This window comes from Burkholderia sp. BCC0398 (assembly GCF_902833245.1).
Taxonomy (GTDB): domain Bacteria; phylum Pseudomonadota; class Gammaproteobacteria; order Burkholderiales; family Burkholderiaceae; genus Burkholderia; species Burkholderia sola.
On the sequence record NZ_CADFEM010000009.1, the window covers coordinates 321,295 to 335,375 of the forward strand.

The 14,081-nt window shown below is 67.0% G+C and carries 14 protein-coding genes; 9 read left to right on the top strand and 5 right to left on the bottom strand.

What is annotated here, in order from left to right; genetic code table 11:
- Positions 1-54 precede the first annotated feature (54 nt).
- The gene (locus HWX76_RS21535; RefSeq protein ID WP_050013434.1) at positions 55-1,005 is read left to right on the top strand and encodes a LysR substrate-binding domain-containing protein; all 951 of its coding nucleotides are present in this window, start codon (positions 55-57) and stop codon (positions 1,003-1,005) included.
- Positions 1,006-1,023: 18 nt separating this feature from the next.
- On the opposite strand, the gene HWX76_RS21540 is transcribed toward HWX76_RS21535, so the two are convergent.
- Positions 1,024-1,500: an OsmC family protein gene (locus HWX76_RS21540; protein WP_050013435.1), complete on the bottom strand. Its 477-nt coding sequence runs from the start codon at positions 1,498-1,500 to the stop codon at positions 1,024-1,026.
- A 140-nt stretch (positions 1,501-1,640) separates the two neighbouring features.
- Here HWX76_RS21540 and HWX76_RS21545 point away from each other — a divergent pair, with 140 nt between their 5' ends.
- Positions 1,641-2,282, top strand: a complete 642-nt coding sequence (locus HWX76_RS21545; RefSeq protein WP_176016315.1) for a GntR family transcriptional regulator — start codon at positions 1,641-1,643, stop codon at positions 2,280-2,282.
- Positions 2,283-2,325: 43 nt separating this feature from the next.
- Here HWX76_RS21545 and HWX76_RS21550 read toward each other — a convergent pair whose 3' ends face one another.
- The gene (locus tag HWX76_RS21550; RefSeq protein WP_050013437.1) at positions 2,326-3,033 is read right to left on the bottom strand and encodes a TetR/AcrR family transcriptional regulator; all 708 of its coding nucleotides are present in this window, start codon (positions 3,031-3,033) and stop codon (positions 2,326-2,328) included.
- 142 nt (positions 3,034-3,175) lie between these two features.
- On the bottom strand, positions 3,176-4,231 hold the full coding sequence (locus tag HWX76_RS21555; RefSeq protein ID WP_050013438.1) for a LacI family DNA-binding transcriptional regulator: 1,056 nt from the start codon (positions 4,229-4,231) through the stop codon (positions 3,176-3,178).
- Positions 4,232-4,419: 188 nt separating this feature from the next.
- Between HWX76_RS21555 and ugpC the strand changes: the two genes are divergently transcribed.
- The 5 genes from ugpC to HWX76_RS21580 all read left to right on the top strand — a co-directional run bounded on the left by ugpC (position 4,420) and on the right by HWX76_RS21580 (position 10,782).
- Positions 4,420-5,577 (top strand): sn-glycerol-3-phosphate ABC transporter ATP-binding protein UgpC, encoded by a 1,158-nt coding sequence (gene ugpC / locus HWX76_RS21560; RefSeq protein WP_089489922.1) that lies wholly within the window; start codon positions 4,420-4,422, stop codon positions 5,575-5,577.
- A 9-nt stretch (positions 5,578-5,586) separates the two neighbouring features.
- On the top strand, positions 5,587-7,581 hold the full coding sequence (locus HWX76_RS21565; protein ID WP_089489923.1) for a beta-galactosidase: 1,995 nt from the start codon (positions 5,587-5,589) through the stop codon (positions 7,579-7,581).
- 68 nt (positions 7,582-7,649) lie between these two features.
- Entirely contained in the window at positions 7,650-8,909 is a 1,260-nt protein-coding gene (locus HWX76_RS21570; RefSeq protein WP_050013441.1) for an extracellular solute-binding protein, read from the top strand.
- Positions 8,910-8,964: 55 nt separating this feature from the next.
- Positions 8,965-9,909 (top strand): sugar ABC transporter permease, encoded by a 945-nt coding sequence (locus tag HWX76_RS21575; RefSeq protein WP_050013442.1) that lies wholly within the window; start codon positions 8,965-8,967, stop codon positions 9,907-9,909.
- A gap of 21 nt (positions 9,910-9,930) precedes the next feature.
- On the top strand, positions 9,931-10,782 hold the full coding sequence (locus HWX76_RS21580; RefSeq protein ID WP_050013443.1) for a carbohydrate ABC transporter permease: 852 nt from the start codon (positions 9,931-9,933) through the stop codon (positions 10,780-10,782).
- A gap of 186 nt (positions 10,783-10,968) precedes the next feature.
- Here HWX76_RS21580 and HWX76_RS21585 read toward each other — a convergent pair whose 3' ends face one another.
- A complete protein-coding gene (locus tag HWX76_RS21585; protein WP_176016316.1) occupies positions 10,969-11,922 on the bottom strand; it encodes an aromatic alcohol reductase in 954 nt (317 codons plus the stop codon).
- A gap of 93 nt (positions 11,923-12,015) precedes the next feature.
- Here HWX76_RS21585 and HWX76_RS21590 point away from each other — a divergent pair, with 93 nt between their 5' ends.
- The gene (locus HWX76_RS21590) at positions 12,016-12,429 is read left to right on the top strand and encodes a helix-turn-helix domain-containing protein (protein WP_050013445.1); all 414 of its coding nucleotides are present in this window, start codon (positions 12,016-12,018) and stop codon (positions 12,427-12,429) included.
- 175 nt (positions 12,430-12,604) lie between these two features.
- Here the strand turns inward: HWX76_RS21590 and HWX76_RS21595 are convergent, their stop codons facing one another.
- The gene (locus tag HWX76_RS21595) at positions 12,605-13,003 is read right to left on the bottom strand and encodes a nuclear transport factor 2 family protein (protein WP_080334230.1); all 399 of its coding nucleotides are present in this window, start codon (positions 13,001-13,003) and stop codon (positions 12,605-12,607) included.
- 81 nt (positions 13,004-13,084) lie between these two features.
- Here HWX76_RS21595 and HWX76_RS21600 point away from each other — a divergent pair, with 81 nt between their 5' ends.
- Positions 13,085-14,026 carry a LysR substrate-binding domain-containing protein gene (locus tag HWX76_RS21600; RefSeq protein ID WP_176016317.1) on the top strand — a complete coding sequence of 314 codons (942 nt, stop codon included), beginning with the start codon at positions 13,085-13,087 and terminating at the stop codon, positions 14,024-14,026.
- Positions 14,027-14,081: the final 55 nt, after the last annotated feature.

Here is a 14,081-nt window from a genome sequence, read left to right on the forward strand (position 1 = left end):
ATGACGATTTAGGCGATTACGATATCGATTCAGATATCGATATAAACCCGTACGATGACCGAAGCCAGCCCGTGGGGAAACCGCGCCCGCCTGAAGACGCGCCAGTTGCTGCTGCTCGTCGCGCTCGCCGACGAAGGCAGCATTCACCGCGCGGCGGCCGCGCTGAACATGACGCAGCCGGCCGCGTCGAAGCTGCTGCGCGAACTCGAGGAATCGATCGGCGCGGTGCTGTTCGAGCGCCTGCCGCGCGGGATGCGGCCGACGCTGTACGGCGACGCGCTGATCCGCCACGCGCGCGCGGCGCTCGGCAGCCTCGACCAGGCGCGCGAGGAGCTGGCCGCGCTAAAGGCCGGGCATCTCGGCCACGTCGCCGTGGGGGCGATCACGTCGCCGGGCCTGCGGCTCGTGCCGCCGGCCGTCGCCGCGGTGAAGGGCACGCATGCGGGCCTGCACGTGTCGGTCGAGATCGACACCAGCAACGTGCTGCTCGAACACCTCGCTCAGGAAAAGATCGACATCGTGCTCGGCCGGCTGTCCGCCGAACACGACAAGCTGCGCCTGCGCTACGAACCGCTGACCGGCGAGTCGGTGGCCGCCGTCGTGCGGCCCGGCCACCCGCTGCTCGCGCAGGCGCCGCTGTCGCTCGCAGACGTGCAGCGCGCCGCGTGGGTCGTGCCGCCGGCCGGCAGCGTGCTGCGTCACCGCTTCGAGCTCGTGTTCCAGCGCGCGAGCCTCGCGCCGCCGGCGAACGTCGTCGAGACGGCCGCGCTGCTGTTCATCACGCAATTGATCGAGCAGAGCGACATGATCGCGGTGCTCGCCGAGGACGTCGCGCACTACTACGCGCGGCACGGCATCGTCACGGTGCTGCCGCTGGAGATGGATTGCCGGATGGACGATTTCGGGCTCATCACGCGCACCGACCGGCTGCATTCGCCGGCCGTCGCGGTGATGGTCGATGCGATTCGGGCCGCGGCGCGGGAGGTTTACGGCGTCGCGCCGTGACTGTGCAGCTGCGGTTGCCTACTCCGCGGCAAACTCGACCACCGGTTCGCAGCGAATCGGGAAGTTGACCGAATTCGCGATGTAGCACTGCGCATGCGCATCGTGATGCAGATGCGCGGCCCGTTCGCGATCGTCGCCGGCCCGGATCGTCACCTGCGGCCGCAGCACGATCTCGGTGAAGCGGCCCGCTCCGGCGCCGTCGACCATCATGCCTTCCGCGTGGTCGACGTAGGCCAGTACGCGGATGCCGGCCTCCGCGCACAGATGCAGATACCAGAGCTTGTGGCATGCCGACGCCGACGCGAGCAGCAGGTCTTCGGGGTTCCAGCGCGCCGCGTCGCCGCGGAACGCCGGGTCCGACGAACCGGGGATATCCGGCTTCGAACCGGCGCGGATCACGTGATCGCGGCCGTACTCGCGATACCCCGACGTGCCGGTGCCGCGATTGCCCGTCCACTCCACTGCGACGCGATAGTGATGTTCACCCGATGCCATCTCGCTCTCCATTGATGTCGGTTGTCTTGACCGGTCCGAACGGGCCGGACGCCGTTACGTGAAGCCCGCCGGTGATCGCCATTCTGGCACCGGATCGTCGTTTGGTATACCATTATTCCAAAATAACGGAACACGCAGGCATGGAAGCCAAACTCGACTCCACCGCTGACGCGGTCGCCGCGTCGCTGCGCGACATGATCATCAACGGCGAGCTGGCGGCCGGCGAGCGGCTCGTCGAGCGCGACCTGGCCGAACGGTTCGGCATCAGCCGAATTCCGATGCGCGAAGCGATCCAGCGGCTCGAACGCGAAGGCTTGCTCGATATCTTCAGGAATCGCGGCGCGGTCGTGCGGATGCTGAGCGCGTCCGACGTGCAGGAAATCTACGATTTGCGCGTGCTGCTCGAAGGCGATGCGATCTACCGCAGCGTGAAGCGGCTCGACGACGAGACGCTCGCGCGCGCCGAACTCGTGCATAGGCTGCTCGGCGATGCGACGGCGCCGCGCCGGCAAGGCGAGCTGAACCGCGAATTCCACGCGTTGCTGTATGCGTGCTGCGGCAACGCGCGGCAGTTGAAGTCGATCGCGGAGCTGCGCAGCCAGGTCGAACGTTACGAGCGCCTGCAGGCCACGCTGCTCGCGGATACGCCGTCGTTCCAGGTCGATCACGAAGAGATTCTGCAGGCATGTCGCGAACGCAATGCGCGGGCGGCACGCGCGATGACCGTCGCGCATCTCGATTCGGCGCGACGCACCGTGCTGCGGCTCGTCGAAGGTGGTTGAGGCCGGCGCGACGATGCGCGCGGCCCACATCGTCAGCGGGATATCAGCGTGAAGCGCGGCGCTTGCCGGTTTTCGTGGGCGCCGGCGCAGTAGATTGCGCCATGTCCGTGATGTGCCGCAGCGCGATTTCACGCCAGAGCGCGAATGCGGCCCGCGCCACGGCAGGGTCACTGCCCGTCACGACATCGATGGTCAACCCGCGGATCATCGATCCGGCCAGTAACTGCAATTGCGTGATCTTGAGCGCAATCGCACGATCGAAACCCGCGACGGCATCGTCCATCAATGCGCGAAACCCCTCGCCGAACGGCCTGAGGATACGCGTCACCGCCTCGTCGAGCTCCTTGTCGGCGCGCCGCGCCAACTGGATCTCCATGCTGGCGGCGAATAGCGGCGTGCCGATGAGCACGCCCGCGACATCGAGCATCCGGTCGATCCGCTCGAGCGGCGTCGTGGCGCTGCGCGCCGCGCGTTCGAACTGCGCGAAGCGATCGCCGGTGAGCCGTTCCTGCACCGCGGCCATCAATTCCGCCTTGGTCGGAAACTGGTGCTGCATGGCGCCCATGCTGACGTCGGCCTCGCGCCGGATCGCGAGCGTCGTCGCGCCAGAATAGCCTTCCCTGTGCAGCAGCGATATCGCGGCGGCAATGACGCGCTCACGCGTCGCCTGGCTGCGCTCCGCCTGCGTGGGCCGGCGTGCGCGCGCCGTGCCGGAAGCCGATGCCGTACCTGTCTTGACGGTTTTCTTCATTCACGTATTGGATCGAGCGCCGAAGCGGGCGCGGGTCGGCGGTCTGGCGTAGCCGCCGGCTGGCTGGGTCGCTGCCGGCGGCTGTCCACGGATGCGAATTCTACCAACGAACCTCGCGCCGCCACCTGGCCGGTTCGCGGCCTTACGTGCGGCGCGACCGCCCGGCACGGTGCGGTGCGCGGCCGTGCACCGGCCCCGTCGTACCGCGCACCGCCAGCGTCGGCGGTGACGCGACCCGCACGCGCGATGCGTCGTCACCCCGCCCGCCCGCCTCGCGCAGCGTATTGAGCAATTCGACCGCGATACCGGCCGCCTCGGCGGTCGGGATCGCGACGGTCGTCAGCGTGGGCCGCGTGTCGCGGGCGAGATGGATGTCGGTGATGCCGACGATCGACAGATCGTCGGGCACGCGCCGGCCGCGATCGGCCGCCGCGTGCATCGCGCCGATCGCCGGCAGGTCGTTGGTCGCGACGAGCGCGGTCAGCTCGGGATGCGCATCGAGCAACTGCCCGGCCGCGCGCACGCCGCCCTCGATCGAATCGTGCCCGGCGCCGACGCGCGACGCGTCCAGCCCGGCTTCGCGCATCACGTCGACGCAGCCGTCGTAGCGCGCGGCCTGCACGCCGTTTGCCGACCCGCCGACGATCACGCCGATCTCGCGATGGCCGAGTTCGAGCAGATGCCGCGTCGCGATCCGCCCCGCCTCGCGGAAATCGATCGCCACGCATGGCAGCCCGTCGGGCGGCGCCTCGGGCCGCTCCCACAGGCACAGCACGACCGGCACACCGCGCCGCGCGACGTCGAGCAGATCCGGCAGATGCAGGTTCGCGTTGGTCACGAGAATTCCTTCGGAGACCGTGCCGGCGATCTGGTCGAGATACGCTCGCCCCTGCAACGGATCTTCGTTCGTGTTGCAGACGATCAGGAACTGCCCGTTGCGGCGCACCGCGCGCTCGACCGCCAGCGCGAACTCCGGATAGAACGGGTTCGCGATGCTCGATACCATCAGCGCGACCGTCGGCGCGCGCCCTTCCGCCAGCGCCCGCGCGGCGAGATGCGGCCGATAGCCGAGCGCGTCGACCGCTTCGAGCACCCGCGCGCGCGTCGCGTCGCCCACCCGGCCGCGGTCGCGCAGCACGTTCGACACCGTCGCGGCCGTCACGCCGGCGCGGCGCGCCACTTCATCCAGTGTTGCCATCGCTTACCCACTATATGAGACGTCGATCCAGTATTTGCTTCGCTCACCGAAGCGGCGCACTATCGCCGCACACCTTGCCGCCCGCCAACGGGCGCGACTCGGCCGCGATCGCATCGCCCCTTTTTTTGATCGCGGTGATTAAGCGCTTAATCAAGTCGTACGGCGCATTAAAACATGGAGCGGAGACAATGGCGAGCATCTCGATGCGACGCGTGCAGAAAGCCTACGGCGAGCACGCGCCGGTCATTCGCGACGTCGATCTGGAGATCGGCGCGCACGAGTTCTGCGTGTTTCTCGGGCCGTCCGGATGCGGGAAATCGACGCTGCTGCGCATGATCGCCGGGCTCGAGGATCTGAGCGCCGGCGAGTTGTCGATCGACGGCCGCCGCGTCGACGACGTGCCGGCCGCCCAGCGCGGCGTCGCGATGGTGTTCCAGAGCTACGCGCTGTTTCCGCACATGACGGTGTACGAGAACATGGCGTTCGGGCTGAAGCTCGCGCGCGTGCCGAAGGCCGAGATCGACCGGAAGGTGCGCGACGCCGCGCGCATCCTGCAGCTCGACACGCTGCTCGAGCGCAAGCCGAAGGCGCTGTCCGGCGGCCAGCGGCAGCGCGTCGCGATCGGCCGCGCGATCGTGCGCGAGCCCGGCGTGTTCCTGTTCGACGAACCGCTGTCGAACCTCGACGCGGCCTTGCGCGGCCAGACCCGCATCGAGATCGCGCGGCTGCATCGTCAGTTCGAACGCGCGAGCGTCGTCTACGTGACGCACGACCAGACCGAGGCGATGACACTCGCCGACAAGATCGTGCTGCTGCACGCCGGCGCGGATACCGCACAGCACGGCAGCATCGCGCAGGTCGGCGCGCCGCTCGACCTCTACCACCATCCGGCCAGCCGCTTCGTCGCGGGCTTCATCGGCTCGCCGCGGATGAACTTCCTGCCGGCCGTCGTGACCGCATGCGACGCGCGTCGCACGGCCGTCACGCTCGTGCCGTCCGGCGAAACCTTCGTGCTGCCGCGCGACGGCTCGGCGCTCTCCGCCGGCGCCGCCGTGACGCTCGGCATCCGCCCCGAACACCTGACGCTCGGCGCCGCGCCCGACGCGACGACGCTCGCGCGCGACGTCGCGCTCGTCGAACGCCTGGGCGAGCAGACCTACGTGCACCTCGATCCGGCCGGCCAGCCGAACGCGACGCCACTGATCGCGAAAGTGCCCGGCGACGCGCAGGTGCGCACCGGCGAACGCGTGCACGTGCACGCGCCGGCCGCGGCCTGCCACCTGTTCACCGAAGACGGCCGCGCGGTGCCCGCGTGCGCCGACCTTCCCGTCCACCACTACGCATAAGGATCGGGCATGCGCCTCGGAGTCTGTTACTACCCGGAACACTGGCCGGAATCGATGTGGGCCGACGACGCCCGCCGGATGAAAGCGCTCGGCATCGAGCAGGTGCGGATCGCCGAATTCGCATGGAGCCGCATCGAGCCGTCGCCGGGCGAATACGACTGGGGCTGGCTCGACCGCGCGGTCGACGTGCTCGGCGCGGCCGGCCTCGAGATCGTGATGTGCACGCCGACCGCGACGCCGCCGAAATGGCTGGTCGACCGCCATCCCGATATCCTCGCGATCGGCGCCGACGGCCGGCCGCGCGCGTTCGGCTCGCGCCGCCACTACGACTTCTCGTCGCCGACCTATCTCGAAGCGTCGCGCCAGATCTGCACGGCGGTCGCCGAACGCTACGGCCGCCACCCGGCCGTGCGCTACTGGCAGACCGACAACGAGCTGGGTTGCCACCAGACCGTCGTCAGCTACTCGCCGGCCGCGCTCGTGCGCTTTCGCGAATGGCTGAAAGCGCGCTACGGCACGATCGGCGCGCTGAACCGCGCGTGGGGCACCGTGTTCTGGAGCATGGAGTATCGCCATTTCGACGAAGTCGACGCGCCGGTGGGCACCGTGACCGAAGCCCATCCGTCGCATCGCCTCGACTACCGGCGCTTCGCGTCCGACGAGCTCGCGCGCTATCACCGGATGCAGGTCGACGTGATCCGCGCGCACTCGCCGGGCCGCGTCGTCGCGCACAACTTCATGCAGCTGTTCACCGAGTTCGATCACTACGAAGTCGCGCGCGACCTCGACGTCGCGACGTGGGACAGCTATCCGCTCGGCGCGCTCGAGGAGCTGTGGTTCGCGCCCGACGTGAAGGCGCGCTGGCTGCGTACCGGCCATCCCGATTTCGCGTCGTTCAATCACGATCTCTATCGCGGCATGTCGAAGCTGCCGTTCTGGGTGATGGAGCAGCAGCCGGGCCCGGTGAACTGGGCGCACTGGAACCCCGCGCCGCTGCCGGGCATGGTGCGGCTGTGGAGCTGGGAAGCGTTCGCGCACGGCGCCGGCTGCGTATCGTACTTCCGCTGGCGGCAGGCGCCGTTCGCGCAGGAGCAGATGCACGCGGGCCTGAACACCCCCGACAACCGGCTCGACGAAGGCGGCCGCGAAGCGCAGCGCGTCGCGCAGGAAATCGCCGCCGTGCTCGACGCCGGCGCGGATGCCGACGCAACCGGCCCGGTGCGCGCGCCGGTCGCGCTGGTGTTCGACTACGAAGCGAAATGGCTGTTCGAAGTGCAGCCGCAGGGCGCCGATTTCCACTACCCGCGTTTCGCGTTCGAGTACTACTCGGCGCTGCGCTCGCTCGGCCTCGACGTCGACATCGTGTCCGCGCATGCGCCGCTCGACGGCTACCGGCTCGTCGTCGTGCCGCCGCTGCCGGTCGTGCCGGACGATTTCGCGTCGCGGCTCGCCGCGTCGGGTGCGCACGCGGTGTTCGGCCCGCGCACCGGCTCGAAGACGGCCGACCTGCAGATTCCGCCGGCGCTGCCGCCCGGCCCGCTCGCATCGATCCTGCCGGTACGCGTGTGGCGCGTCGAATCGCTGCGGCCGAACCTGACCGAACGGATCGATGGCACGCTGCGCGACGGCTCGCCGCTCGCGGGCGAAGCGCGTCACTGGCGCGACCTCGTCGAATTGAACGACGACGGCGCCCGCTGCGTCGTGCACGCACGCTTCGCCGACGGCCATCCGGCCTGCGTGTCGCACGGCACGCTGCACTACTGGGCCGCGCTGTTCGACGACGCGACCACCGCGCGGCTGTTCGCCGATGTCGCAGCCGTTGCGGGCCTGGCCCCGACGCCGCTCGGCGACACCGTGCGCGTGAGCCGGCGCGGCGGCCTGACCTACGTATTCAACTATCGCGACACGCCGCATGCGATCGACGGCGTACCGCCGTCCGCGTTCGTGGTCGGCGCCGCGCAGGTCGAGCCGCAAGGCGTGGCCGTGTATCGAAGCCGTTCGTAGCAACCGCCCCCGGCGCCGCCACGCGCCGGGTCACGCACAAACAACGACACACAGGACTGGAGACACTCATGACCCATCGCCCCCTTCGCGTCGCTGCCCGCCTGGCGAGCGCCGCCGCCATCGCGTTCGCGTCGTTCGGCGCGACGACGCCCGCCGATGCCGGCACGCTGACCATCAACATCGCGTTCAAGGGCGCGAGCCAGCGCGCCGTGTGGCAATCGACGATCGAAGCGTTCCACAAGGCCCATCCCGACATCGACGTGAAGCCGACCTTCGTCGACGAGGAAGCGTACAAGGTGCAGCTCCCCGCGTGGCTCACGACCGTCGCGCCGGACGTCGTGAACTGGCACGCGGGCGAGCGGATGGCGTACTACGCGAAGCGCGGACTGTTCGAGGACCTGAGCGGCGACTGGACGAAGAACGGCTGGGACGCGATGTACGCGTCGACGCGCAGCGCGTCGTCGTATAACGGCAAGCAGTACGCGGCGCCGACCGTCTACTACTCGTGGGGCCTCTTCTACCGCAAGGACCTGTTCCGCAAGGTCGGCATCGCCGACGAACCGAAGACCTGGGACCAGTTTCTCGATGCGTGCAAGAAGCTGAAGGCGGCCGGCATCACGCCGATCGCGATCGGCGGCCGCGACGCGTGGACGCTCGCCGGCTGGTTCGACTATCTCGACCTGCGCCTGAACGGCAACGCGTTTCACCAGCAGCTGATGGCCGGCGACGTGGCGTACACCGACCCGCGCGTGAAGAAGGTCTACACGACGTGGAAATCGCTGATCGACTCGGGCTACTTCATCGACAACGCGCTGTCCTACGATCTCGACGGCGCGCAGCCGTTCCTGTTCCAGGGCAAGGCCGCGATGATGCTGATGGGCACCTTCATCGCGGCCGGCTTTCCGCCGAACGTGAAGCCGGAAATGGGCTACTACCGCTTCCCCGTCATCGACCCGAAGGTGCCGACCGCCGAGGACGGCCCGGTCGAATCGCTGCACATCCCGACCAAGGCGAAGAACAAGGCCGACGCGCACACGTTCCTCGCATTCGTCGAAACGCCCGAGATCGGCGCGAAACTCGCCGAAGGGCTCGGTTCGCTGTCGGCCAACAGCAAGTCGCCGGAGCCGGCCGATCCGATCTCGCGGATCGGCTTCCGGATCCTCGCCGACACGAAGGGCGGCGTCGCGCAGTTCTACGACCGCGACATGACGAAGGAAATGGCCGACGAGGGGATGAAGGGCATGCAGCAGTTCGTCGCGAATCCCGCGCAGCTCGACACGGTGCTCGCGCAACTCGAACAGACCCGCAAGCGGATCTACAAGAAGTGACCGCGTGACCCAACCGGCGGCGGCGCGCCGCCGTGTCCGTTTCAGGAGGCTTGCCGTGTCCAGTCCGATCGCGTCCCCCCCGCCCGCCGGCGCCGCGCCGCCGTCGCGCGGCTCATCCGCCGACGCATTGCCCGCGCGCCGCCCGTCGCCCGCCGTGCGGCGGCAACGGCGCGCCGCGTGGCTCTTTCTCGCGCCGGCCTGCGCGATGGTGGCCGTCTATGTGATCTGGCCGATCCTGTCGACGCTGTGGCTGAGCTTGTACAACTGGGACGGGATGACCGAGCGCACCTTCGTCGGCCTCGCGAACTACGCGGAGCTGCTGCATGCGCCGACGTTCTACACGGCGCTGCGCAACAACGTGATCTGGCTCGTGCTGTTCATGCTCGCGCCGCCGCTCGGCCTCGCGCTCGCGCTGTACCTGAACCAGGCGGTCGGCGGCATCCGCCTCGTGAAGTCGCTGTTCTTCGCACCGTTCGTGCTGTCGGGCGTGGTCGTCGGGCTGATCTTCTCGTGGTTCTACGATCCGACCTTCGGGCTGCTCGCGCTCATCGCCGGGCACGGCATCCCGGTGCTCGGCGACGCGCGCTACGCGACCTTCGGCATCGTGTTGGCCGCGCTGTGGCCGCAAACGGCGTACTGCATGATCCTGTACCTGACCGGCCTCACGTCGGTCAACCCGGAACAGATCGAAGCCGCACGGATGGAAGGCGCGCGCGGCTTCGCGCTGCTGTGGCACGTCGTGCTGCCGCAGCTGCGGCCGACCACGTTCATGGCGATCGTCGTCACCGTGATCGGCGCGCTGCGCAGCTTCGACCTGATCTCGGTGATGACGGGCGGCGGCCCGTTCGAGAGCTCGACCGTGCTCGCGTATTACATGTACGACCAGGCGATCAAGTACTACCGGCTCGGCTATTCCGCGTCGATCGCGGTCGTGCTGTTCGCGATCATGCTCGTCTACATCGCGTTCCAGTTGCGCCGCATGCTGCGCAACGAACAGTGACCTTTCGGGAGTTCATTCATCATGTTTCCGACACCCGTTGCCCACTGGAAGCCGGTATCGCGCCGGCTGTACAAGCTGTCGCTGCCCGTCGCGCTCGTGATCTGGCTGCTGCCGATGATCGCCGTGTTCGTCACGTCGGTGCGCTCGACCGAGGAACTCGTCGAAGGCCATTACTGGGGCTGGCCGCGGCATTTCTCGATGATCGAGAACTATCGCGACGCGCTGACCACGTCGCCGATGCTGCACTACTTCTGGAACAGCGTGCAGATCACGGTGCCGTCGGTCGTCGGCTCGATCGCGCTCGCGGCGATGGCCGGCTTCGCGCTCGCGACCTACCGGTTTCGCGGCAATACCGCGCTGTTCGGCACGTTCGTCGCCGGCAACTTCGTGCCGGTGCAGGTGCTGATGATTCCGGTACGCGACCTGTCGCTGCGCCTCGGCGTGTTCAATACCGTCGAAGCGCTGATCCTGTTTCACGTCGCGTTTCAGACGGGGTTCTGCACGCTGTTCCTGCGCAACTTCATCAAGCAGCTGCCGTTCGAACTGATCGAGGCGGCGCGCATCGAAGGCGCGGGCGAATGGACGGTGTTCTGGCGCATCGTGCTGCCGCTGATCCGGCCGGCGCTGGCCGCGCTCGCGATTCTCGTGTTCACGTTCGTGTGGAACGATTACTTCTGGGCGCTGTGCCTCACGCAAGGCGACGAGGCCGCGCCGATCACGGCGGGTGTCGCGGCGTTGAAGGGGCAATGGACGACGTCATGGAATCTGGTATCGGCCGGGTCGATCCTCGCCGCGCTGCCGTCGGTCGCGATGTTCTTCGCGATGCAGAAGCATTTCGTCGCGGGGCTCACGTTCGGCGCGACGAAAGGCTGAACGCGCGCCGGTTGCGTTTTCGCATCTCCCCCTCCGCATCGTGAGGTTGCCCGCTTCGGCGGGCTTTTTTCATGCCTTGCGGGTTGGGCGGATGTCGGTTGGTGAGCCTGATCCGCCATCCAGGCTTCAACGCCTTCGACGATCGCCTGTCGTCGATGCCGTTTATCCGGATGGTCGGGCTTGCGATTACTCGCCGCGACCCGAAGCGAGGTTGGCATGGATCCACGACGCCACGTCGGTGACCGGGATGGCGCGGCGTTGATTGAACGTCCCGCTCTTGTCCCATGCGACGCCCCGCCCTTGAGCAAATGCCGCACGGTACTTGCGCATCATGTTGCTCGGATCGCGCGCCAGCTCGTCGAGCAAATACTGCTCACTCCATACCGAACGGCTGAAGGGACGGCCGAGGCCCGCTTCCAGCTTGTCGGCGACCTCCCCGTAAGTCACGGTGTCGCCGGCCAGATACACGATCTCGTTCCGGATACGGGGTTCGGCGAACACGATCGCGGCAGTCAGCGCGCCGATATCGTCGGGCGTCGTCAGCGTCACGGCGGTGTCGAGGCTACCCAGCGCGTGGACTGCGTCGTTTTTCAGGTCGACTACGCCGAAGTCCGGCTCGAATAGATAGCTCGTGAACATGCCGGTCGAGATGACGACCCACTCGGTCTCGTGCTGACTACGCAGCAATTCGCGCACGTCCAGCTGGGCGTCGAAGATGTCCTGCGGACTACCGCGACCGATCACGTCGAAATCGACGCCGAACTGCCAGGGGAAGTACCTCGGGATGCGCGCCTGCAACGCAGCCCGCGCCAACTTCATCGGCGTGTCGATGCCGGCTGTAATGCCCGCGCAACCGATTACCGTGTCATATCGCGCGAACAGGGCGGCGAGTTCATCGATGGAATGCTTCACGAAATCGCCTACGACGATCTCGATTCCAAGCGCGCGAATCTCCGCGATATCATGCCGCTTGGCGGGTGCGCTGGACTCGAGGGCACTCGCGCGCAGCAGCACGCTGACCTTCGCGCCGGCGACGTCCTTCGCTCTACGTGCAAGATTGCGGAGTACCGGGAGGCCGAGTTCGCCGGCACCGAGCACGAGGATGTTCCGAGAAGTCGCGTGAGGGTCTGTTGGGTTCATCGTCCAGCCTGCTGAGGAATGTGTTGCACGCAGTCTAGCGATGCACGGACATGTATGAAAGAAGGTACACGCGTGATACTGGGAGCCGGATAGTTGGATCGAGACGAACTTCTCCGATATTCGCAGACCGTGTGTGACGGCCTGCGAGACGATGATGACGGGTTGCGGCGGGAGGTGCTCGCCCATGCCGGAAGCCGTTGGTCGCTCGGTGTCGTCCACACGCTCGGCGTGTACGGCAGACTGCGCCATGCGGAAATCGGCAGGCGCATGCACGGGGTGACTCAGCGCATGTTGACGCGCACGTTACGGCAGCTCGAGCGTGACGGCCTGGTGCTCCGTCACGATTTCGAAGAAGTACCGCCTAGAGTCGAATACGAGTTGTCCGACACGGGCATGGACCTGCTCGTCAGGATGGTTCCGCTGTGGACCTGGATCGTCGAGAATGCGGACCGCTTCCGGGAAGCGAGGCAGAATTTCGACAGAGCGCACCGCGACACGGACGCGTAGCTTGCCGGGATTTCGACGCGCTTCGCAGATGGGTACGACTTCGATCGACATCGGTCGTCGAGACATATTTCGACCTGCTGACAAAACCTGGGAGACAGCGTCCGCGGAAGTTTGGCGTCGTGCGGAACTGCCGTCCGCACACGCCAGCCTTCGGCATCGAGCGACACCGATTCGACTACGCGTACTTGTCGCCGACCGTACTGCGAATCGGATGGGTGTCGTAGACGATGATCATCCGTTCGATGAGCCCCGCAGTGTCGAACTCGAACACGTCGACGCACTCGAAGTGCGCCACCGAACCGTCGTTCAGCGCCCAGTCGTAGATGAAGTAACCTGTCGCACGTCGAGCGCCGGTCGTGCTGACGCAGATATCGATCGGTGTAATCTTGCTTTCTCCGGATACGGCGGCGACCTTCGAAAAGAAGGGCCCGGGGTGCATCCAGCCGAGAAATGGCGAGAAAATCCGCGCGTCCGGCGTGAATAGCGCGCAGATGGCGCCGACATCGCCGCGCTCCAGTTCCCGCAGGTAAGCGCGAACCTGTTCCGTGTAGAGTGATTCCGACGTTGAGCCCAAAATTATCCTCCGATCGTTCGTCGACAACCCGTTCATTCGCCAGAACAGGGCATCCGGTAGACGCACGATAGCGACGCACCGATGACCGAACAATCGAAAAATTTGCATCCCGGGTATGCGGCGCATGCATATCCGCTGGCCGACCTGACGCGGCCGCTCCCGCCGCTGGCGGCAATTCAGTCGTTCGTCGCCGCGGCGCAACTGGGCAGCGTCAGCAAGGCCGCGGATCATCTATGCCGCACGCAAGGCGCGGTGAGCCGCCAGATACAGCAGTTGGAAACGCATTATCGATGCGCACTCTTCGTGCGCCATGTCTCGGGGCTGACGTTGACGCCGGAAGGCAATGCACTGCTGACGGTCGCGGTCAACGTGCTCACGCAACTGGTTCAGCATGCGGATTCCCATGCACGGGCGACCTCGGTGCTCACGTTGAAGTTGCCGTCCACGTTCGCCGTTCGCTGGTTGCTCCCGCGGCTGCCGGACATTCATCGCGCGATGAGCGGCACGGAGCTGCGTATTTCGACCTCCGCGGACGACACGCCGGATTTCACGACGTCCGACGTCGACGCCATCGTCGTGCGCGGCACGGGACAGTGGACCGGTATGGAAGCAGTACCGCTCTTTTCCGAGCGGCTCACGCCGATGTGCGCGCCCGCGTTGGCGACATCGCTGCGATCCGTTGCCGACCTTGCGCAGGTCGATTTGCTCCATCCCGGGCCCAGCCACGCAGAGTGGAGATGCTGGCTCGATCACGTGGGGACACGCCAGACGGATGCGGGACGCGGGCTCGTATTCGATACCCTCGAATTGACGCTCGCGGCGTCGATGGAAGGACACGGCATTGCAATCGGCGACCCGCGAATGGCGAGAGACCGACTCCGTGCCGGATCGCTGGTGACCCCGTTTGAGGAAGTGGTTGAAGACGGCCTTTCCTACTTCCTCGTCTATCCGCCCCAACGGGCGGCACAACCGAAAATTCGGGCCCTCGCCGATATCTTGCTACGACTGGCGCGAGAAGATTGATCGATAGGCGAGCGTCCGATACGTGGTGCGAAGCCGACCTTCAAATCGCGCACCA